Source organism: Methylosinus sp. KRF6, from assembly GCF_018887255.1.
Taxonomy (GTDB): Bacteria; Pseudomonadota; Alphaproteobacteria; order Rhizobiales; family Beijerinckiaceae; genus Methylosinus; species Methylosinus sporium.
In genome coordinates this window covers 1,482,147-1,503,536 of record NZ_JAHLJF010000001.1, presented here as the reverse complement: position 1 = coordinate 1,503,536, position 21,390 = coordinate 1,482,147, and the positions used below count along the sequence as shown (strand labels likewise).

At 64.9% G+C, this 21,390-nt stretch carries 18 protein-coding genes; 8 read left to right on the top strand and 10 right to left on the bottom strand.

Annotated features, from left to right (window positions below; genetic code table 11):
• Positions 1 to 76 precede the first annotated feature (76 nt).
• Positions 77 to 868 (bottom strand): TOBE domain-containing protein, encoded by a 792-nt coding sequence (locus tag KP010_RS07230; RefSeq protein WP_108917047.1) that lies wholly within the window; start codon positions 866 to 868, stop codon positions 77 to 79.
• Between the two features lie 92 nt (positions 869 to 960).
• Positions 961 to 1,857: an N-acetylmuramic acid 6-phosphate etherase gene (locus tag KP010_RS07225; RefSeq protein WP_142862642.1), complete on the bottom strand. Its 897-nt coding sequence runs from the start codon at positions 1,855 to 1,857 to the stop codon at positions 961 to 963.
• A 155-nt stretch (positions 1,858 to 2,012) separates the two neighbouring features.
• Between KP010_RS07225 and KP010_RS07220 the strand changes: the two genes are divergently transcribed.
• Together KP010_RS07220 and nagA are read left to right on the top strand one after the other, a co-directional pair.
• Complete coding sequence (locus KP010_RS07220; RefSeq protein WP_216280710.1) at positions 2,013 to 3,044, top strand: SIS domain-containing protein; 1,032 nt, start codon at positions 2,013 to 2,015, stop codon at positions 3,042 to 3,044.
• On the top strand, positions 3,041 to 4,201 hold the full coding sequence (gene nagA, locus KP010_RS07215; RefSeq protein ID WP_216280709.1) for an N-acetylglucosamine-6-phosphate deacetylase: 1,161 nt from the start codon (positions 3,041 to 3,043) through the stop codon (positions 4,199 to 4,201). The genes KP010_RS07220 and nagA overlap by 4 nt, the downstream gene beginning before the upstream one ends.
• 16 nt (positions 4,202 to 4,217) lie before the next feature.
• On the opposite strand, the gene KP010_RS07210 is transcribed toward nagA, so the two are convergent.
• Positions 4,218 to 5,216 (bottom strand): glycoside hydrolase family 3 N-terminal domain-containing protein, encoded by a 999-nt coding sequence (locus KP010_RS07210; protein WP_216280708.1) that lies wholly within the window; start codon positions 5,214 to 5,216, stop codon positions 4,218 to 4,220.
• Positions 5,217 to 5,350: 134 nt separating this feature from the next.
• On the opposite strand from KP010_RS07210, the gene KP010_RS07205 reads away from it, so the two are divergent.
• The 3 genes from KP010_RS07205 (at position 5,351) to KP010_RS07195 (ending at position 6,986) form a co-directional block, all read left to right on the top strand.
• Positions 5,351 to 6,280: a DMT family transporter gene (locus KP010_RS07205; protein ID WP_216280707.1), complete on the top strand. Its 930-nt coding sequence runs from the start codon at positions 5,351 to 5,353 to the stop codon at positions 6,278 to 6,280.
• An 81-nt stretch (positions 6,281 to 6,361) separates the two neighbouring features.
• Positions 6,362 to 6,550, top strand: a complete 189-nt coding sequence (locus KP010_RS07200) for a DUF3008 family protein (protein ID WP_108917041.1) — start codon at positions 6,362 to 6,364, stop codon at positions 6,548 to 6,550.
• A 34-nt stretch (positions 6,551 to 6,584) separates the two neighbouring features.
• On the top strand, positions 6,585 to 6,986 hold the full coding sequence (locus KP010_RS07195; protein WP_166142197.1) for a four-helix bundle copper-binding protein: 402 nt from the start codon (positions 6,585 to 6,587) through the stop codon (positions 6,984 to 6,986).
• Positions 6,987 to 7,079: 93 nt separating this feature from the next.
• On the opposite strand, the gene KP010_RS07190 is transcribed toward KP010_RS07195, so the two are convergent.
• A complete protein-coding gene (locus tag KP010_RS07190) occupies positions 7,080 to 7,715 on the bottom strand; it encodes a TetR/AcrR family transcriptional regulator (protein ID WP_216280706.1) in 636 nt (211 codons plus the stop codon).
• A 170-nt stretch (positions 7,716 to 7,885) separates the two neighbouring features.
• On the opposite strand from KP010_RS07190, the gene KP010_RS07185 reads away from it, so the two are divergent.
• From KP010_RS07185 to KP010_RS07175, 3 genes are read left to right on the top strand one after another with little or no spacing between them, the layout of a single operon-like run.
• The gene (locus KP010_RS07185) at positions 7,886 to 9,550 is read left to right on the top strand and encodes an efflux transporter outer membrane subunit (protein ID WP_216280705.1); all 1,665 of its coding nucleotides are present in this window, start codon (positions 7,886 to 7,888) and stop codon (positions 9,548 to 9,550) included.
• A complete protein-coding gene (locus tag KP010_RS07180; RefSeq protein WP_142864376.1) occupies positions 9,540 to 10,709 on the top strand; it encodes an efflux RND transporter periplasmic adaptor subunit in 1,170 nt (389 codons plus the stop codon). The genes KP010_RS07185 and KP010_RS07180 overlap by 11 nt, the downstream gene beginning before the upstream one ends.
• Positions 10,710 to 10,724: 15 nt before the next feature.
• Positions 10,725 to 13,844 carry an efflux RND transporter permease subunit gene (locus tag KP010_RS07175; protein WP_142864377.1) on the top strand — a complete coding sequence of 1,040 codons (3,120 nt, stop codon included), beginning with the start codon at positions 10,725 to 10,727 and terminating at the stop codon, positions 13,842 to 13,844.
• Between the two features lie 63 nt (positions 13,845 to 13,907).
• Here the strand turns inward: KP010_RS07175 and KP010_RS07170 are convergent, their stop codons facing one another.
• Genes KP010_RS07170 through hypF form a run of 6 tightly spaced genes read right to left on the bottom strand, consistent with a single transcriptional unit; the run spans position 13,908 to position 21,390 of the window.
• The gene (locus KP010_RS07170) at positions 13,908 to 15,290 is read right to left on the bottom strand and encodes an ATP-binding protein (protein ID WP_142864378.1); all 1,383 of its coding nucleotides are present in this window, start codon (positions 15,288 to 15,290) and stop codon (positions 13,908 to 13,910) included.
• A complete protein-coding gene (locus tag KP010_RS07165) occupies positions 15,277 to 16,773 on the bottom strand; it encodes a sigma-54 dependent transcriptional regulator (RefSeq protein WP_216280704.1) in 1,497 nt (498 codons plus the stop codon). The genes KP010_RS07170 and KP010_RS07165 overlap by 14 nt, the downstream gene beginning before the upstream one ends.
• A 12-nt stretch (positions 16,774 to 16,785) precedes the next feature.
• Positions 16,786 to 17,835, bottom strand: coding sequence for a hydrogenase expression/formation protein HypE (hypE, locus tag KP010_RS07160; RefSeq protein ID WP_142864379.1), 1,050 nt, complete (start codon positions 17,833 to 17,835; stop codon positions 16,786 to 16,788).
• The gene (gene hypD, locus KP010_RS07155; RefSeq protein WP_142864380.1) at positions 17,832 to 18,965 is read right to left on the bottom strand and encodes a hydrogenase formation protein HypD; all 1,134 of its coding nucleotides are present in this window, start codon (positions 18,963 to 18,965) and stop codon (positions 17,832 to 17,834) included. The genes hypE and hypD overlap by 4 nt, the downstream gene beginning before the upstream one ends.
• Positions 18,962 to 19,192 carry a HypC/HybG/HupF family hydrogenase formation chaperone gene (locus KP010_RS07150; RefSeq protein ID WP_142864381.1) on the bottom strand — a complete coding sequence of 77 codons (231 nt, stop codon included), beginning with the start codon at positions 19,190 to 19,192 and terminating at the stop codon, positions 18,962 to 18,964. Before KP010_RS07150 ends, hypD begins: the two co-directional genes overlap by 4 nt.
• Positions 19,193 to 19,197: 5 nt before the next feature.
• A complete protein-coding gene (hypF, locus tag KP010_RS07145; RefSeq protein ID WP_142864382.1) occupies positions 19,198 to 21,390 on the bottom strand; it encodes a carbamoyltransferase HypF in 2,193 nt (730 codons plus the stop codon).

Below are 21,390 nucleotides of genomic sequence, written 5' to 3'. Positions count from 1 at the left end.
CAATCGACACGAGCGCTCATTTTCCGGGCGAGACGCCTGCAGATTGAACTTTCAACCGGCGATATGAATTTCGATTTCAGTCTACCGCGAGTATGACGTCGGTCGGGCTGAAGCTGGCGACGGCGCGCTCGCCTTCCGCTATGCCGAGATCTTCCGCCGTCTGCCGCGGCACGACAGCGTGCATCGTCTTGCCCGCGCCGATGTCGAGCAGCACCTCGCTGTTGCGCTCTGCGTCGATTCGCCGCCGCACCACGCCGGTGAACTGATTGCGCACGCCGGGGGGCGTGTGCTCGGGCGTGGTGAGATGGACGAAGGAGGATTTGATCAGCGCCAGCGTCTTGCGTCCCGGCTCCAGGCCGAGCTCGACCGCCGAGTCGTTTGTGACGATCGCGTGAATGGAGGTCTCCGGCGAGACGCGCAGCAGCACTTCGACATCGACGGGCCATTTCTTCACCGAGACGACTTCCGTCTGAAATACATTGCGCGCAGAAATTTTGACGCCCACGCTCCAGAGCAGAAAATCATCCTGATCCTCGAGCCCCTCCTCGGCGATGAGCGAGGAGATGCGCGACAGCCGCTCCTCCAGACGATGAAAGGTGGCGATGAGCCGGCGCCCTTCCGCCGTGACCTCGGCGCCGCCGCCGGAACGGCCGCCGGCCTTTGTCACAAAAGCGGGGCTCGGCAGCAGATTGTTGATCGCGTTCACGGCGTCCCAGGCCGTCTTATAGCTGAAGCCCACGACCTTCGCGGCCTTGGTGATGCTGCCATATTCGGCGACAGCCTCGAGCAGCTTGATGCGATCGCGCCCGACGAGAAAGCGCCCTTCGCTGCGAAGCGCCAGCAGCGCGTCGATCTTGTTGACTGTCATGCTCTCACGATTCCCTTTCGGCGAATAATTATACGTCTTCGTCGAATACGCATCAAAATTCGAACCGTCGGGGCCCGGATGCCGAAGAATTTTCAAATCGGCGCGCCGGCCAGAGCCTCCACGGCGCGGCGCAAATGGCCGCGCGCGTCTTCGAGCGCGGCGCGCGCCTCATCGAGTCCATGGCCCTGGAGAAGAAGATAGGCCAGCTTGACGCTGCCGTCGGCGCGACGCAGCGCCGCGTCTATTTCGGCGGCGTCGCGGCCGCCCGTGAGGCGCGCGAGAATGCGCTCGCTGCGGCGCAGGAGCTTTTTGTTGGAGGCCTGCACATCCACCATCAGCCCTTCATAGACGCGTCCTTGCAGAATCATCACCAGCGAGGAGAGCATCAGCAGGGCGATGCGCTGCGCCGTGCCCGCCTTCATGCGCGTCGAGCCGGCGATCGCCTCCGAGCCCGTGTCGAGAAACAGCGCATGTTCCGCCGCCGCGAGCAGCGGCGCATCGCGATTATTGGCGACGCCGATGGTCAGCGCGCCGCGCCGCGCCGCTTCGCGCAGGCAGGCGAGCGTGAAAGGCGTCGTGCCGCTGGCGGCGACGGCGATGACGACATCGGCCTCGCCGATCGCATGGCGGCGCATCAGCTCGGCGCCGCGCTCGGCCTCGTCCTCGGCGCCTTCGACGGCTTTCAGCAGCGCATCGTCGCCGCCGGCCATCAATAGCAGCAAGCGCTCCTGCGGCCAGCTGAAGGTCGGCGTCAATTCGGCGCCGTCCTGCACAGCGAGCCGGCCGGAGGTTCCTGCGCCGACATAGACGATGCGTCCCCCGCGCGAGAGGCGCCGCACGACGGCGAGCGCCGCGGTCTCGATCGCCGGACGCGCAGCGCGCACGGCGGCGACGGCGGCGAATTGCCCTTCGATCATCGCATCGAGAATCTCGCGCGGCTCCCATGCGTCGATCGACGAATAGCGCGGGCTCGGACGCTCCGTTTCCATGCGATGTCTCCCTTGAAGACAAGAATTCGTCCCTCGACGCGAAATCGCAAGCGAAGGCGCTGCCGCGCGAGGGGGATTTCGCGCTCGCCCGAAGCGCGTTCTTGTGACATATAGGCGCGGGCGGGGGGCGTGACGAAGCTGCAGCAGAGCCGCCGATGATCATGCGAGACAATCGAATGGCGATCGAGGCGCGCGAGGCGCCTCATGCGGTCACGCGGCAGCAGGAGCAGCTCGCTCCGCGTCTCGCGCCGCTCGTCGCGCGCTTGCGCGCTGTCGATCCGCGCGTCGTCGTCACCTGCGCGCGCGGCAGCTCCGCTCATGCGGCGACATTCGCCAAGCATCTCGTCGAGCGCGGCCTCGGCGTTCCCGTCGCCGCCGCTGCGCCGAACATCGCCAGCGTCTATGGCGGCTCGCTGCGGCTCGACGGCCAATTGTTTCTGGCGATCTCGCAATCGGGCGGCAGCAATGATCTGATCGAGCTGGCCGCCGCCGCGCGCCGCAGCGGCGCCGTCACCGTTTGTCTCGTGAACGAAGTGGAGAGCGATCTCGCCGCGCAATGCGAATTCGTTCTGCCCATGGCGGCGGGGCCGGAATTCGCCGTGCCGGCGACCAAGACCTTCATCGCTTCGCTCGCCGCGCTCGCGCGTCTCGTCGCAGCATGGTCGCAGGATCGCGCGCTCGATGACGCGCTCGCGCGCTTGCCGGAGCGGCTCGCGCGCGCTTGCGAGCTCGATTGGTCGCGCCTCGTCGAGGCGTTCGCGCGCGCGGAAAGTCTCGTCGCCATCGGGCGCGGGCCGACGCTCGCCATTGCGCGCGAAGCGGCGTTGAAGCTGAAGGAAACCGCCAATCTCCACGCCGAAGCCTTCAGCTCGGCGGAATTCATGCATGGGCCGGTGTCGCTGGTCTCGCCGCTCTATCCGATCTTGATGCTGACGCCGACCGATGAAGCGGCGATCGGAATGCGCCGTCTTGCCGACGATTTGCGCGGCAAAGGCGCAGCGCTCTTCACCACCGATCGCGAGGACGAGACGCGTGGCCGCCTGCCGGCGCTCGCGCCCGACCATCCCGAGACCGACGCCATCTGCCTCATTCAGAGCTTTTACGCCATGGCGGCGCGACTCGCCGTCGTGCGCGGCGTCGATGTCGATCGTCCCCGCCATTTGCAGAAGGTGACGCGCACGCGATGAGCGAGGAGCCGAGCCGGATGATCGCCGCCGATGTCGTCTTCGACGGCGAATCGGCGCATCGCGACTGCGCCGTGGCGATAGAGGGCGGAGACATTGTCGCGCTCATTCTGCGCCGTGAGATTCCGCGCGGCGCCGATGTGCTCGAGTTGCCGAAAGGCGTCTGGCTCGCGCCGGGATTCATCGATATTCAGGTGAATGGCGGCGGCGATGTTCTGTTCAATGACGCGCCGACGCCGCAGGCGATCGCGACGATTCTCCACGCGCATCGCAAATATGGCGTGACGTCGCTGCTGCCGACGCTGATCACCGATACGGATGAGAAGATGATCGCGGCCAAGCGCGCCGTGACCGAGATCATGCTTCATGCGCCCGGCGTGCTGGGCGTGCATTTCGAAGGGCCGTTCATCTCGCCGGAGCGATTGGGCGTGCATCGCGCCGATCTTCGCCGCGCGCCTTCGCCGCATCATGTGGACATGCTCGCGCCGCCGCGTGGCGGCGTATCGCTCGTAACGCTCGCGCCGGAGGAGACGCCGCCGGGTTTCATCGCCGAGCTCGTTTCCGCCGGCTGCAAGGTCGCGCTCGGCCATTCCATGGCGAATTACGCGCAGACGCGCGAAGCGATGAAGGAGGGGCTGACCGGCTTCACCCATCTCTTCAACGCCATGCGTCCGCTCGCCAGCCGCGAGCCGGGGCCGATCGCGGCGGCGCTCGAATCGTCGTCCGCCTATTACGGGCTGATCGTCGATGGCGAGCATGTCGATCCGGCGATGCTGCGTCTCGCTCTGCGGGCCGGTCTCGGCCATCCCATGCTCGTCACCGACGCAATGCCGCCGGTCGGCGGAAGCGGGAAGGGATTTGCGCTGCAAGGCCAGAAGATTCTCGTGCGGGATGGCCGCTGCATGACGGCGCAGGGCGCGCTCGCCGGCGCTTCGCTCGATATGGCGAGCGCGGTGCGCAATTGCGTGTCGCTGCTCGATCTGCCGCTCGAGCGCGCGCTCGTCTTCGCCTCCACTAATCCGGCGAATTTTTTGGGGCTCGGCAAGAGGCTCGGCCGGCTCGTCGCCGGCTATCGCGCCGATATGACCGCCTTCGATCCGCAGACTCTTCGCATCGTTTCGACCTGGGTCGCCGGCGAGCGCTCCGCCGAAGAATGGTGAAAGAGAGATGCGCGCTTCACGCCTTCAGGCGTCTTATGCACTCGATCGCGGCGCGCGCATTGTCGGCGAGCGACGCATCCTTCGCGCAGGCGTCGAGCAGATTTTGCGCATAGCGCGCCGACTCCTGCTGCTCGTCTTTCATATTATTGCCGATGAGGATGAAATCCGCGCCGGCGCGTAAGGCGCACAATGCGGCGTCGCCGGTGGTCATCAGTTTCTGCACGCCCTGCATCTGCAGGTCGTCGGTCAATATCGCGGCGCCCGGCGCCCATTGGCGCAATTTGCGCACGGCGACGGCGGAGAGACAGCAGGGAGTGTCCTTCTCCCACTGATTCACCACGCCATGACTGAACAAGACCATGGGCACGCGCGGCGCCAGCGTCTCGAATATCATCACCTGCGCATCGGTGAGGCAGTCGGAAAGATCCATCACATGATCGTGTGGATTGACCTTGGCGCCTCCGGTTCCAGGAAAATGTTTGAGACACAGCTTCAGCCCCGTGGCCCGCGCGACCTCTATGAGCGCGCCGACGCAATCCTCGACCACGCGCGGATCGGCGGAAAAGCTGCGCTGCGCCGAGCCTATGTCGGGACTGTCTGGATTTATGTCGAGATCGACGACGGGCGCGAGATCGGCGTCTATGCCGAGATCGCGCAATTCCGCAAAGGCCGGACGCAATGCGTCGAGCCGCTCCTGCGGCGTCAGCCGGCCGAATTGGCGCGCGCTCGGCAGTGGCGCGAAGCCGCGCTCTTCCTTCAGCCGCCGCACCTTGCCGCCCTCCTGATCGATGAAGATCAGCGGGCGCGTAGGCAGCGCGTGAATCTCCGCGCAGAGCGCTTTCACTTGCGCGGGATCGAAAATATTGCGCTCATATTTGCGATCCGTGCAGTCGTAATCGAAGAGGATGACGCCGCCGAGCCCATAGTCGCGCGCGAAATCGCGCAGCCAGGGCGGAACATGCGGCGTGCGGAAGCCGAGCAGGAAGAGCTCGCCTATGGGAATTGGCGCGGACATGTGCGTTGAGATGGCGCATCGCGCCGCATCGTCAAACGCGCCGGGCGAAATTGCGGCGAAAAGGAGAAGCTCGCGCTTTCCCTCTCGCTCGATTATGAGTGCGGCGCAGCGAAGTTTCGAGCGGGAGATATGCGATGAGCGAGGAGGTCGCCGAGGGCGCGCCGCAAACGGCGCGATACGCCACAGGCGCGATGTTCGGCGTTTCCGCGGTCACTGTCTGGGCGACTTGGCTCGTCGTCACACGCCTCGGCGTGACGACGACACTCTCCGTCTATGATCTCACAATGCTGCGCTTCGGCGCCGCCGGCCTATTGCTGTTTCCGATCGTGCTGCGCAAGGGACTCGCGCTCGAGTGGCTCGGCCCGCTGCGTCTCCTCATTCTCGTCTGCAGCGCGGGCGCGCCTTATGTGCTCGTCGCCGCCAGCGGGCTCAGGCTGGCGCCGGTCGCTCATGCGGGCGCGTTGCTGCCGGGCTCTATGCCTCTCTTCGTCGCGCTTCTGTCGTTTCTTCTGACCCACGAGCGCTTCGCCGCGAGCCGGCTCATCGGCTATGCGCTCATCGCCATCGGCGGCGCGGCCATAGCGGGGCCGACGGCCGTCTCGTTCGGCGATACGCAGATAGGGCATATTCTGCTGCTGGTCGCCGCCTTCATCTGGGCCGGCTACGCCATCGTGTTGCGCGCGTCCGGCCTCGATTCCCTGCACGCCGCGGCGCTGGTGTCGACAGGCTCGCTCATTCTCTACGGGCCCGTCTATCTCGCCTTTCACGGGCTGCACGGCATGGATGCGCCGCTGCGCGACATTGTGATTCAGACCTTGTTTCAGGGCGTCATGGTCTCGATCGTCGCGCTGTTTCTGTTCGGCAAGGGCATAGAGCTTCTCGGCGCTTCGGCCGGCGCCGCCTTCTCGGCGCTGGTGCCGCCCATGGCGGCGCTGATCGCAATTCCCTTGCTCGGCGAAACGCCGTCGCTCATCGAGCAGATCGCGCTGCTCTGCGTCTCTCTCGGCGTCTATCTCGCGAGCGGCGGCAGAGCGCCCAGCCTGCGCATAGGGCGGCGCGGCTGACGGAACCACGCCCGCCCGCACGGGTTATCCTCCGCCCCGCGTCGCCTTCCCGCGGCGCGAAAAATCGAAGGGAGGGAGTCCATGCCCGCCAAATCCAAGGCTCAGCAAATGGCGGCCGGCGCCGCGCTCGCGGCCAAGCGCGGCGAGATTCCGAAGAGCGAGCTCAAAGGAGCCTCGCGCTCCATGCTCGATTCGATGAGCGAGAAGCAGCTCGAGGAATTCGCCGCCACCAAGCGCAAGGGCAAGCCGCAGCACGCGGCCAAATCATGATTGCCCAATAGAGCCAATAGAGGAGGACGCCTCAATGCATGTGGAAGCCATCATCGCCAGTCATCCGCAAATGCGCGGCCGCGCCGACGCGGCGCTCGTCGGCTGCGTCGAAGCCTGTTTCGATTGCGCTCAGGCCTGCTCTGTCTGCGCCGACGCCTGCCTTTCGGAGGAGAATGTCGCGGATCTGCGTCGCTGCATCAGGCTCGATCAGGATTGCGCGGACATATGTCTCGCGACCGGCGCCATAGCCTCGCGTCGCAGCGCGACGGATGAGACGGCGATGCGCGCCATTCTACAAGCCTGCGTCGATATGTGTCGCGCCTGCGAGAAGGAATGCCGCCGCCACGCCAAGCATCACGAGCATTGTCGCATCTGCGCCGATGTGTGCAAGGAATGCGAAGGCGCCTGCCGTCGCGCAATGGGTTCCGCGCATTAGGCCGCACATGTTTGGAAACGCGTCGAACGATCGCGCCTTCGCCCCTCTCCTGCCGTCAGGGGGAGGGCATCGCGTCTGTCGCACAAATCGCGCTCACGCTTTATAGGCCTTCAAAAATACGGCGAGACCGGACTCCATCACGCGCTGATATTCGGCCTCGCTGCGCAGGTCCAATCCCAGCGCGACGCGCATCGGCAGGTCCGAGACGGTGAGATGCAGCAGATGCTCCGCCGCCATTTGGGCGTCGTCGATGGCGAGCAGCCCTCGCGCCTTCGCCTCCTCGAGATAGTTGGAGACCAGATCGAGGACATTCTGCTTGCCGCTGTTGAAATAAAGGTGACAGAGTTCGGGGTAGCGCCAGCGCTCGCTCGTCACCGCTTGAAAAAAGGCCGCCCATTCCCTGGTCAGGAAGCGCGCGACGAAATGTCCGCAGAGCTCGCGTAACGCCTGCTCGACGCCGGCTCCGAAATCGGGCTCGGGAACATCGGTGCATTTTTGGCTGCATTCGATCTCGATGAGATTGCGAAACAGCGCCTCTTTGCTGGGGAAATAGGCGTAGAGCGTCGCTTTCGACACGCCGGCCGCGCGCGCGATCGCGTCCATGGACGTATCGGCGAAGCCCTGCTCCAAAAATTGCGTCCGCGCCGCCGAAAGGATCTGACATTCCTTTCGGTTCGGCACATGCTCCGTGCACGCCTCGGTCGCGGTCGATTCCGCTCCCTCGGTCATATCCTCGGTTCCGCCCGTTCCATTCTGTCCCCTTCGCCCGTTCCCGGGTCTTTTTTCAGTCTCGGCGCGCTTTCGCCAGCCCCGGGAAAAACTGAACCGTTCAGTTTCAGCATTGACACTCTGCCTTTGCGTTTATATTAAAACTGAACGGTTCAGTTTTCGAGAGGGTCATGCCGAAATTTTCGCGAAGCCTTAGCCGAGAAGCGAAAACTGCGCCTAGGCGGCGGATAGCACGCGCCGCCGCCGCTGGGGCAGTCACATTCGCGGCCGCGACGCTCGCCGCTTGCGCTGTGGGGCCCGATTTTGTTCCGCCCCCGGCGCCCGCCGACGCAGGCTACGGCAAGATAGGAGCCAAGACGGAGGCGGCCGCGGTGGCGGGCGGGGCTTCGCAGCGCTTCGCCCATGGCCGCGACGTGCCGGGCGAATGGTGGAAGCTGTTTCGTTCCAAGCAAATATCGGCGCTGGTCGCCGAGGCCGTGGCGAATCACCCGGACATTATGGCGGCCGAGGCCGCGCTGCGTCAGGCGCGCGAGACGATAGAGGCCAATTCGGCCACCTTTCTGCCGCAGGCCACGCTCGGCGACAGCTATACGCGGCAGCAATCGACGACGGCGCAATACGCCGGCATCTCCTCGTCGAGTTCGTCGTCGTCTTCGTCCTCGTCCTCGTCTTCTTCGTCCAGCTCGGCCTCGACCTTTGTCTACGGGCTGCACAACGCCAATGTGTCCGTGTCCTTCTCGCCGGACGTGTTCGGAAAATCCTGGCGCACATTGGAGAGCGACACGGCCGCCGCCGAGCAGAAGCGTTTCCAGCTCGAGGCGACCTATCTCGCGCTCACCGCCAATGTCGTCACCGCGGCGATCTCCGACGCCTCCTACGCCTCGCAGATCAAGGTGACGCGCGATCTCATCGCCGCCTATCGCACGCAGCTCGATCTGCTGGAGAAGCGATTCGAGCTCGGCGCCGTCAGCCAGGCCGATGTGCTGTCCGAGCGCGCGCAGCTCGCGCAGGCGGAGGCGACGCTGCCGCCGCTGGAAAAAGCGCGCGCACAGAATCGCAATCTGCTGATGGCCTATCTCGGCCGTCTTCCCAATGCCGACAAAGGCGAGGCCGTCGACCTTTCCGGCCTGCGCCTGCCCGGCGAATTGCCGGTCAGCCTGCCTTCGACTCTGGTGCGCCAGCGGCCGGATATTCTCGCCGCCGAGAATCAAGTGCGTCAGGCGAGTGCGCAGATCGGCGTCGCGACGGCGAACATGCTGCCGCAATTTACGCTCAGCGCCACGGGCGGGACGCAGGCGACGAATTTCACCTCGCTGTTCACGCCGCAGACCATGGTCTACACGCTCGCCGCGCAGGCCTCGGCCACGGCCTTCGACGCCGGCTCGCTGTTCCACACGCGCGAGGCCAAGGTCGCGGCCTTCGAGCAATCGGCGGCGCAATATCGCTCCACGGTCATCTCCGCTTTCCAGAATGTCGCAGATTCTCTGCAGGCCGTGAAGCACGACGCCGGCACGCTGCGCGCGCAAGTGGCGGCGGAGAAGGCGGCGGCCGAGAGCCTCGAGATCGCGCGCGCGCAATATCGCGCCGGCTCGACGACCTATTCGATCGTGCTGAACGCCGAGCAGACTTTGCTCAATGCGCGGCTCAATCGCGTCAAGGCGCAGGCGGCGCGCTTCGCCGATACGGCGGCGCTGCTGCAATCGCTCGGCGGCGGCTGGTGGAACCGCATAGACGAGACGCCGGCCTCGCAGGCCAAGCCCACGGATATTATCGCTACATCGCCGATCGCCGCGGCGATCAGAGCAGAGGCGGAGGACGCTCGAGATGGTCGCTAGAACATTGCTGCAGGATCGTTTCGGAGCCCTGGCGAAACCGATGGCGATCATGCTCGCGATCGTCGCGCTGGTCTTTGGCGGACTCTATGGCTTCAACGCCTTCCGCAACATGATGATCAAGGGCTTTCTCGCCTCCATGGCCAATCCGCCGCAGACCGTCTCGGTCACGACCGCGGGAATTCAGGAATGGCGGTCCAAGCTCACTGCTGTCGGCACGTTTCGCGCAGTGAACGGCGCGGATCTGTCGCTGGAGGCGTCCGGCATCGTCGAGAAGCTCCACTTCCAGTCCGGTCAGCAAGTGGAGGCGGGCCAACTGCTGCTGGAATTGCGCAAGGACACCGACCTCGCCAGGCTCGCCGCGCTGAAGGCTTCCGCCGAGCTCGCCGGAGTCAATCTTCGCCGCGATCAGGCGCAGCTGAAGATTCACGCCGCGAGCCAGGCGAGCGTCGACACCGACCTCGCCAATCTCAAGAGCGCGGAGGCGGAAGTCGCCCAGCAGGAGGCGGTGATCGCGCAGAAGACTCTGCGCGCGCCTTTCGGGGGGCGGCTCGGCATTCGCGGCGTCGACCTCGGCCAATATATCGGCGCGGGCTCGGTCATCGTGACGCTGCAGGCGCTCGATCCGATCTATCTCGATTTCACTCTGCCGCAGCAGGCGTTGAACGGCATAGAGGTCGGCCAATCGATCGACGCCGGCGTCGATGCTTTTCCGGGCAAGAAGTTCACCGGCGAGATCGTCGCGATCAATTCCAAGGTCGATCAGGCGAGCCGCAATGTGCAGGTGCGCGCCAGCCTCGCCAACGCCGATCACAAGCTCACGCCCGGAATGTTCGCCCAGATCGACATAGCGACCGGAAAGCCCGAGCGCCTCATCACTCTGCCGCAGACGGCGATCGTCTATGCGCCCTTCGGCAATTCGGTGTTCCTCGTTCAAAAGAGCGCGGCCGCCGACGACAAGGGCGCGGGCCTCTCTGCGCAGCAGGCTTTCGTGCGCCTCGGCGCGACGCGCGGCGACGAGGTCGCGGTGCTGGAGGGCGTCACGGAAGGCGCGACCGTCGTCACCGCTGGACAGGTGAAGCTCAGAAACGGCTCGCCGCTGAAAATTTCCGACACGCCGCAGCCGCCGGTCGATCCCGATCCCAAGCCCGTGGATCAGTGAACGGAGACAACGAATATGCGTTTCACCGACATTTTCGTGCGTCGCCCGGTGCTCGCCTCGGTGGTGAGCCTGCTGATCCTGGTGCTGGGCCTGCGCTCGCTCTTCACCCTGCCGACGCTGCAATATCCGCGCACGCAAAACGCCGTCGTCACGGTGACGACCTCTTATTTCGGCGCCGATCCCGCGACTGTCGCCGGCTTCGTCACCACGCCGCTCGAGAACGCCATCGCGCAGGCCAACGGCATCGACTATCTCACCTCGACGAGCCAGGTCGGAACGAGCACGATCACCGCCAATCTGCGGCTCAACTATGATTCCGGCAAGGCGCTGACCGAGATCAGCACCAAGATCGATTCGGTTCTCAATCAGCTGCCGTCGGCCGTGCAGCGTCCGGTCATCACGGTGAAGATCGGCCAGACCACCGACGCCATGTATATCGGCTTCAATAGCGATATTCTGACGTCGAGCCAGGTCACCGATTATCTGATCCGCGTCGTGCAGCCGCGCCTGCAATCGGTGCCGGGCGTGCAGACGGCCGAGCTCATCGGCGGCAAGACTTTCGCGCTGCGGGCGTGGCTCGATCCGGTCAAGCTCGCCGCCTATGGCCTCACCGCCAGCGAGCTCAGCGCGTCGTTGCAGGGCAATGACTATATCGCCGGCCTCGGCTCGACCAAGGGCGAGATGGTGCAGGTGACGCTCACCGCCGCGACCTCGATGCATTCGCTCGAGGAGTTCCGCAATCTCGTCGTCAAGCAGGTGAACGGCGCCAATGTGAAGCTGCGCGACGTCGCCAATGTCACGCTCGGCTCGGAAGATTACGAATCCGCCGTGGCCTTCAACGGCAAGCAGGCGGTCTATATCGGCATTCTCGTCGCGCCCAACGCCAATCTCCTCGATGTCGTCAAAGGCGTCAAAGAGGCCTATCCGGATATTCTGAAATCGCTGCCGCAGGGTTTGAACAGCGATATCGTCTATGACACGACCGACTTCGTGAACAGCTCGATCGACGAGGTGATTCACACGCTGATCGAGGCCATCCTCATCGTCACCGGCGTCGTGTTTCTGTTTCTCGGCTCCTGGCGCTCGGTGGTCATACCGATCGTCGCCATTCCTCTGTCGCTCATCGGCACATTCACCATTCTGCTGGCGCTCGGCTTCTCGATCAATCTGCTCACACTGCTGGCGCTGGTTCTGGCGATCGGTCTCGTCGTCGACGACGCGATCATCGTCGTCGAGAATGTCAATCGCCATCTCGCCGACGGCATGAAGCCTTTCGACGCGGCCTTGCAGGCGGCGCGCGAGCTCGCCGGGCCGATCATCGCCATGACCATCGTGCTGATCGCCGTCTATGTGCCGATCGGCTTTCAGGGCGGCCTCACAGGCGCGCTCTTCGTCGAATTCGCCTTCACGCTCGCCGGTTCGGTGACGGTCTCGGCGATCATCGCGCTCACTCTTTCTCCGGTCAGCTGCGCGCTGGTGCTGAAGGCGCCACAACAAGGCGAGGAGACGCTGGAGACGAAGATCGTCGCTTATATCGACGCGAAAATGGACTGGCTCAAGGAGCGCTATCAGCGCCTGCTCGAGCGCTCGCTCCATTTCGTGCCGGTGACGCTCGCCTTCGGCGGCCTCGTGCTCGTGAGCATCTATTGGCTCTATTCGAACTCGAAGAACGAGCTCGCGCCCAACGAAGACCAAGGCGTCGTCTTCGCGCAATCGACCTCCGCGCCCAACGCCACTCTGAAGCAGAAGCTCTTCTATGGCGATCAGGTCTACAAGACCTTCGCCAAGCATCCCGAAATGACGAGCTCGTTCCAGATCGTCACGCCCGGCCTCATCTTCGGCGGCCTCGTTCTCACGCCGGCCGACAAGCGCAAGATCGGCGCCGAGCAGATGCAGCAGACGCTGCAGCAGGAGCTGGCGCAGTCGGTGCCGGGACAGCGCCTCGTCACCTTCCAGCCGCAGCCGCTGCCGGGCTCGAATGGTCTGCCGATTCAATTCGTGGTGCAGAGCACCGACACATTCGACAAGATGAACGACATCTCGCGCGACTTCCTCTCCAAGGCGCTGGCGACGGGCAAGTTCATGTTCCTCGACACCGATCTGAAGATCGACCAGCCGCAGATGTCGCTCGTCATCGATCGCGAGAAGACGGCGCAGCTGGGGCTCAAAATGGTCGACGTCGGCGGCGCGCTCACCACGGGGCTGAGCGGCGGCTACACGCAATATTTCGGGCTGGACGGACGCTCGTACAAGGTCATCCCGCAGATGGCGCAGCAGTTCCGGCTCAATCCGGATCAGATATTGAGCTATTACATCAAGACCGCGGACGGCTCCTCCGTGCCGCTGTCGACGGTGGCGAAGTTCCAGACCATGGTCGTGCCGGAATCGCTCAACCACTTCCAGCAGATCAACTCCTTCACCATCTCCGGCGTCGCCGCGCCCGGCGTCATCGCCGGCGAGGCGTTGGAGACGTTGAAGGAAGTCGCCGCGCAAACGCTGCCGCCCGCCTACACGATCGACTACGCCGGCGCCTCGCGGCAGTTCGTGCAGGAGTCGAGCGGCTTCGCCGTGACCTTCGGCTTCGCGCTGATCATCATCTTCCTGGCGCTCGCGGCGCAATTCGAGAGCTTCCGCGATCCGCTCATCATTCTCGTCTCCGTGCCCATGTCGATCGCCGGCGCGCTCGTCTTCATCATGCTGGGCTTCGGCGGCGCGAGCATCAACATCTACACGCAGGTGGGCCTCGTCACGCTGATGGGCCTCATCAGCAAGCACGGCATTCTCATCGTCGAATTCGCCAATGAGCAGCAGCATCTCGGCAAGTCGAAATATGAGGCGATCATAGAAGCGACCTCGATCCGCCTGCGGCCGATCCTGATGACGACGGCGGCCATGGTGCTCGGCGTGCTGCCGCTCATCATGGCGAGCGGCGCCGGCGCGGCCTCGCGCTACAATATGGGCCTCGTCATCGCCTCGGGCCTGTCGATCGGCACATTGTTCACGCTCTTCGTGCTGCCGGCGGTCTATCTCGTGCTCGCCGCAGATCACTCGAAGACGCGCGAAGCGAGCGCCGTCGATTTCGATGATGCGCATGACGCGCATGGCGAGAATAAGATTCGCGTCGTCGCCTCTTGAGGCGACGGCATATGCGGAGCCGAAGACTCGCGGTCCACCGCCCCACCCCCGGGCCGCGGGTCTTCAGGTTCGCGTCTCGCCGTCCTCGGCGCGCGGCAATCGAAGCGTAAAACGCGCGCCGCCTTCGGGCGACGCTTCGTATTCGATCGAGCCGCCATGCTCATGGGCGATCGAATAGCTGATCCACAATCCGAGCCCGGTGCCTTCGCCGACGGCCTTGGTGGTGAAGAACGGCTCGAAGATCCGGCCGCGCAGCGCCTCCGGCACGCCCTTGCCATTGTCGTCCACGACCACGATCGCGCAATCGCCTTCGCGGCGCGTGGTGATGGAGACGATCGGCTGCTCCGCCTCGCGCACGGCGTCGAGCGCATTGTCGATGAGATTGACCAGCACCGAATGAATCTGGCCGCTCTGTCCCGAGGCGTAGAGCTCCGGCTCGAGATCGGCGACGATGCGCGCTTTGGCCTTCTTGCTGCGCGAGGCCCATTGCGCGGCGGTCTCCACCACTTTCGACAATGACACCGCCTCGCGCGGCGCCTTGGTGCTGAAGGAGAGGCGCCGCAAATTCTTGACGATCTCGCTGATGCGCACGGCGCCTTCCAGCGTGCCGTCGATCAAGGGCTGGAGATCGGAGAGAATGGCGTCTATGCCGCTCGCGCGTCGCAGCGTCTCGCGCTCCTTCGCGCTCGCGCCGGCATGAATCGCCTCGAGATAGGCGGCGATCGCCTTGCGATAGCGGTCGAGCGTATGAATATTGCCATAGACGAAGCTGATCGGATTATTGAGCTCATGCGCGACGCCGGCGACGAGACGGCCGAGGCTCGCCATTTTCTCTTGCTCGACGAGGCGCGATTGCGCCTGTTGCAGATCGACATGGGCGCGATGCAGCGCCTCATAGGCGCGGCGCAATTCGCCGATCGGCCGGCCAGTGAAGACCGCGCCGGCTCTGCGCCCATCCGAATCGAACAAAGGCGAGCAATTGATCGCCATCAGATCGGACGGGCCGTTGCTCGTGCGGAAACGCGATTCGACGCTGGTCGGTTCGCGCGCCTGTCCGGCGACGATGGCGGCGGCGCGCGCCTCGTCCTCCACGATGAACAGCGTCGCCACAGAGGCGCCTTTCAGCTCCGCCTCGCCGCGCCCAGCGAGCGCCTCGAAAGCGGGATTGACTTGCAGAATAGCGCCGCGCTCGTCACAGACGATCAGCACGTCCGAGACGGAGGCGATGACGCTCTGAATGAAATTGCGCGCTGCTTCCAGCTCGCCATTCTTGCGCTCGAGATCGGCCTCATAGCCGATGAGGTCCGCATAGACCTCGTCCATCTTCTTGATGACCTCGAGCCAGACGGACTCGCCGCCCTCCGACAGCGCAATCTCCTCCTTGCCGGCGACGAGCGCGATGAGATCGCCGTGCTTGGCGTAGGATTTGACGTCAGCTTTCGTCATCGACGACGCGGGAGATGTCATAGCGGGCGATCTTGCTGCGCAGGCCGACGCGCGACAGTCCGAGCTCGTCGGCCACATGGCTGATGTTGCGTCCGTTGCGCTCCAGAGATTCCTTGATCAACGCGCATTCCAGCATCTCGACGCGCTCCTTCAGCGTGAAGCGCTGCTGGTCGTCGCATGTGGTCGTCGCACGATGATCGGTTATGCAAGGCGACAGCAGGCCTGGCGGCAGATTGGCGTCGCCGTCGCTCAGCGCCACCATGCGCTGAATCTCATTGTGCAGCTCGCGCACATTGCCGGGCCAGCCATAGCGCTCCAACAGCCGCAGCGTTTCCGGCTCGAAGCCCGGCACGCGCCGATTGAAGGTCTGGTTCACGGCGACGAGTATGCGCGCGGCGATGATGGCGATATCGCAGCGCCGCTCGCTGAGCGGCGGCAGGTGAATCGGAAAAGCGGCGAGGCGATAATAGAGATCGCGGCGAAAGCGTCCCGCCTCCACATCGGCGACGATATTGCGATTGGTGGCGGCGATGACGCGAACGTCGACGCGGCGCGGACGCTGCGCGCCGAGCGGCCGAATTTCGCCTTCCTGCAGCACGCGCAGCAGCTTCACTTGGAAGGACGGCGAGGTCTCGCCGATTTCGTCGAGAAAGATCGAGCCGCCATCGGCGACCTCGAACAGGCCGACGCGATCCTGATTGGCGCCGGTGAACGCGCCTTTCTTACAGCCGAACAATTCGCTCTCGAGCAATTCATCCGGCAGCGCGCCGCAATTCTCGACGACGAAACTCTTCTCGCCGCGAGCCGAGCCGTGATGAATGGCGCGGGCCAGCAGCTCCTTGCCGGTGCCCGAGGCGCCGGTGATGAGCACGGAGATGTCATATTCCGCCGCGCGCCGCGCCAGCGCGAGCGTCTGGCGCATCGGACTTTCGGGCGCATGGACGATGCGGCCGAATTCGAACATGCGCCGCTCCGCGCGGCGCCTGTCGCTGGCGAGCCGCTGCAATCGCTCATGCGAGGGCTTGGCCTCGAGCGGCGGCGCTGCGCCGCCATCCTTCTGCGCCGCATAGAGCTGCGCCGCCTCGCGCACCGATCGGATGAGCTTGTCGGGATCCCAGGGCTTGGTGACATATTGGAAAATGCCGGCCTCATTGACGCCGGCGATAATATCTTCCGCATCCGTATAGCCGGAGATGATCATGCGCACCGGCTCTGGCCAATGCTCGCGCACGCGCGTCAAAAATTCGACGCCGCTCTCGCCCGGCATGCGCTGGTCGCAGAGGATCACCTGCACCAGATCGCCGGCGAGCACGGCCTCCGCCTCGGCGGCGCTGCTGGCGCAGACGATCTGAAACTCGCCGCCGAGCACGCGGCGCAGCGATTCCAGCGAGCGCTTCTCATCGTCGACGATGAGCACAGTGGCGCCGTGGGAGATCGGCGTCGCCTCGCTCTCCATCTCGCGGCTGTCCTCGCGCTTGTTCATTTCGCCTCTCGCTCAGCAGATGCGCGGCAATTGCTCGCCGGAGAGCCAGTCGATGATGCGGCCGCCGCCGAAAGCGGTCGTCATCTGCACGAAGCAATGCTCATCGGCGACGATCTCCCCTATGCGCGCGGCCTCTGCGCCGAGCGGATGCGCGCGCATCGTGGCGAGCAGCGCATCGGCGGCCTCGCGCGCGACCACGGCGAGCAGCTTGCCCTCATTGGCCACATGCAGAGGATCGAGTCCCAGCAGCTCGCAGGCGGCGGCCACTTGCGGCGCAATGGGAATGGCTTTCTCGTTTATTCGCACGCCGACGCGCGATTGATGCGCGATTTCATTGAGCGTCGCCGCCACGCCGCCGCGCGTCGGATCGCGCATCAGGCGAATGGCGTCGCCCGCCGTCTCCACCATAGCGGCGACGAGCTCGTGCAGCGCCGCCGTGTCGGACAGCACTTCCGTATCGAAGGAGAGATTCTCGCGCTTCGACATGACCGCGACGCCATGATCGCCGATGGAGCCGGAGAGCAGCACCGCATCGCCCGCCCGCGCCTTGTCGCCGGATAGTGCGAGCCCGGCCGGAATGATCCCGACGCAGCTCGTCGAGATAAAGACGCCATCCGCCTTGCCGCGCTCCACCACTTTGGTGTCGCCGGTGACGATGGCGACGCCGGCCGCGCGCGAGGCTTCGCCCATGCTCTGCGCAATCAGCTTCAGCTCGGCGAGTGGAAAGCCTTCCTCTATGATGAAGCTCGCCGACATATGCAGCGGCCGCGCGCCGGCCATGGCGATGTCGTTGATCGTGCCGTGCACGGCGAGCTTGCCGATATCGCCGCCCGGAAAGAACAAAGGCGAGACGACATAGCCGTCCGTCGTCATCGCCATGCGTCCGGCGGGAATGTCGAAGGCCGCTTGATCATTGCCAGCGGCGAGCCATTCATTGTCGAAGGCGGCGTGAAAAATCTCGCCGATCAGCCGCGCCATGGCGCGTCCGCCGGAGCCATGCGACAGCTCCACGCGGCCATTGCGGAGATCGAGCTTGCGGCCTGCCGGCTCGTGCTTGTTCATGACGCTTTCCGCGTTTCGTTCTGATATTGCCGGAATCTTCCATAAGCCCAATAGGCCGCGCAAGAGCCTTCCGAGGAGACCATGCAGGAGCCCATTGGCGTCTCCGGCGTGCAGGCCACGCCGAACAGCTTGCAATCCTGCGGGCGCTTCTGCCCGCGCAGAATTGCGCCGCATTCGCAGGCCGGATTGTCGCGCGCCGGCTTGGTTTCCATGGCGAAGCGGCGCTCTGCGTCATAGTCGGCGTAGGCTTCGCGCAGCTTCAGCGCGCTGCGCGGAATTTCGCCGAGCCCGCGCCATTCGAAGGCCTCGCGCAGCTCGAAAATCTCCGCGACTTCGTCGATGGCTTTGGCGTTGCCGCTCTCCGTCACGGCGCGGCGATATTGATTCTCGATCTCGCAGCGGCCCTCGTTGATCTGCCGCAGCAGCATCAAAATGGCCTGCAGCACATCGAGCGGCTCGAAGCCGGCGATGACGACGGGCTTGCGATAATCGCTCGAAAAACGCCGATAGGGCGCGGAGCCGATGACGGTGGAGACGTGTGCGGGGCCGACGAAGCCTTCGATCTCGACGCCATTATCGGTGTCGAGAATGGCCTGCATCGCCGCCGGCGTCAGCACATGATTGCAGAAGATGGAAAAATTCGCGAGGCCTTTCTTCTGCGCGAGGCGAATGGCGAGCGCGGTCGGCGGCGTGGTCGTCTCGAAGCCTATGGCGAAGAAGACGACCTCGCGCTGCGGCTCCTTCTCGGCGATGGCGATGGCGTCGAGCGTCGAATAGACCATGCGAATATCGGCGCCGTTCGCCTTGGCTTTCATCAGGCTGGAGCTGCCGGAGGCGGGCACGCGCATCAGATCGGCATAGGTGCAGAGCGTCACCTCCTCGCGCGTGGCGAGGCGAATGGCGTCGTCTATGCGGCCCATCGGCAGCACGCAGACCGGGCAGCCGGGGCCGTGAATGAGGCGAATATTCTCGGGCAGCAGATCCTCAATGCCATAGCGCGAGATCGCATGTGTATGGCCGCCGCAAAACTCCATGAAGCGATATTGCCGATCGCTCTGCGCTTCTGCGGCGATGCGCTGCGCTATGGCGCGGGCGAGATCGCCGTCGCGATATTCGTCGACATGCTTCATTGCGCGTCTCCCAGCGCCGCGGCCTCGCGCAGCAGAGCGAGCGTCGCCATCGCCTCTTCCTCGTCGATCTTGGCGAGCGCATAGCCGACATGCAGCACGACATAATCGCCGACCGCGAGACCATCGACGAGCGCGACGGACACGAGCTTGCCGACGCCATCGATGCTGACGCGCGCCATATCGTCGGGCAGCAGCTCCTCCACGCGAGCGGGAATGGCGAGGCACATTTGCGTTAGACCTTTCTCATTCGCGCAATATGGGCTTGGCCGAGCGAGAGTCCGCCGTCATTCGTCGGCGCAGCGCGCGCGAGCAGCGCTTCTATTCCAAAATCGCGAAGGCGCGAGACGAGACCCTCGGCGAGAATTTTGTTCATCATGCAGCCGCCGCCGAGCGCGACGCGCGTATGGCCGCGCGCTTGCGCCGCCGCGCGGAGCCATTGCGCGAGCGCTTCGATCAGCGTTCCATGAAGCAGCTCGGCGCCCTGCGCTGCGGAGAGGCCTGGCTTCAGCAGCGCGGCGAAGAGCTTGGTCAGATCGAGAATGTGGCTCTCGATTCGGTAGCCATTGTCGAGCGCGCGCGGGCTTTTGCACAGCGCCTCCAGCTCCATAGCCGCCTGCCCTTCATATTGCTGCACGAGCCTCACGCCGAGCAGCGCTGCGGCGGCGTCGAACATGCGGCCGAGGCTCGTCGTTCGCGCGACATTTGGCGCGCTCGCCAGCATGGCCACCTTGCCGGCCAGCTCCATGCCGGGGAAGCGATCGAACACATCGCCGCAGCGGTCCTGCGCGGCGAGCGCGGCGACGCCCATGCGCCAAGGCTCGCGCGCGGCGCGGTCGCCGCCGGGCAGCGGCAGAGGCGCGATATGGCCGAGCCGGCGCCAATGGCCTTCATCGACCAGCATAAGCTCGCCACCCCAGGCGCCGCCGTTGTCGCCATAGCCATAGCCGTCGAGCGCGGCGCCGAGAATGGGGCCTTCGATATTATGCTCGGCGGCGATGGCCGCGATATGCGCGGCGTGATGCTGCACGCGAATGACGGGCAGGCCGGTCTTTTCGGCGTAGCGCGTCGAGGCGAGATCGGGGTGGAGATCGCAGGCGACGCGCTCGGGCTTCACATCGAGAATATCGAGCATTCGCACGATCGTCTCGCGATAGAAATCGATCGTCGCGCGATCGTCGAGCGAGCCGATATGCGTCGAGACGAACGCCTCGCGTCCGCGCGTGACGGTGATGGTGGTTTTGAGATGCGCGCCGAGCGCCAGAGTGTCGGGGCCGTCATTCGCGAGCGCGATGGGCTCGGGAATGAAACCGCGCGCGCGACGCAAGAAGGCGGGCGCGCCGGAGATGATGGACATCACGCTATCGTCCGCGCGCGCGACGATGGCGCGATCATGGCCGACGATGAGATCGGCGATGGAGGCGAGCTTCTCGCGCGCCTCGTCGTCATCGACGATCAGCGGCTCGCCGCTCGGATTGGCGCTTGTGGCGACGAGCGCCAGATCCGCGGCGGCGTGAAACAGCAGATGATGTAGCGGCGCATAGGGCAGAAGGAGGCCGATGCGCGAGAGGCCGGGCGCGACGGAGGGGGCGAATTCCTCGCGCTTCTCGACGATGACGATGGGCCGAGCGCGCGATTGCAGCAGGCGTAGCGATTGCGCGTCGAAGAGGCCGGCGCGCGTCGCCGCCGCAGCGTCGGCGACCATAATGGCAAAGGGCTTGGCGTCGCGGCCCTTGCGGCGGCGCAGCTCTGCCACGGCGGCTTCATTGCGCGCGTCGCAGAGGAGGTGAAAGCCGCCGATTCCTTTCAGCGCGACAATGCCGCCGTTTTGGAGAGTCGCGACGATCTGCTCGATCGAATGATCGAGTCGCGGACCGCATTTCGGGCAGGCGATCGGCTGCGCGTGAAAACGTCTGTTGGTCGGATCGGCGTAATCGCGCGCGCAATCCTCGCACATAGCGAAAGGCGCCATGGATGTCTGCGCGCGATCATAGGGCAGGCGCCGCGTCAGCGTGTAGCGCGGGCCGCAATGGGTGCAATTGACGAAAGGATAGAGATAGAAGCGGCTCTGCGGATCGAAGAGATCATTCAGGCAGTCGTCGCAGGCGACGGCGTCGGGCGTGATGCGTGTCTGCGTCTTTCCGTTGCGGCTCGGCTCGATCGAGAATTTGGCGTCGCGCAGCGGCGTGATCGTCTCGCATTCCAGAGTGTCGATGCGCGCGAGCGGCGGCGGCTCGCGTTTCAGCGCCGCGACGAAATCATCGACGCGCGCGCCTTCCACCTCCATCAGCACGCCTTGCGAATCATTGCGCACGAAGCCGGCGAGAGCGTAGCGGTCGGCGAGCGAATGCACGAAGGGCCGGAAGCCGACGCCCTGCACAGCGCCGGTCACGCGCAGCCTCAGCCTCGTCGCCTCGCTCGACGGCAT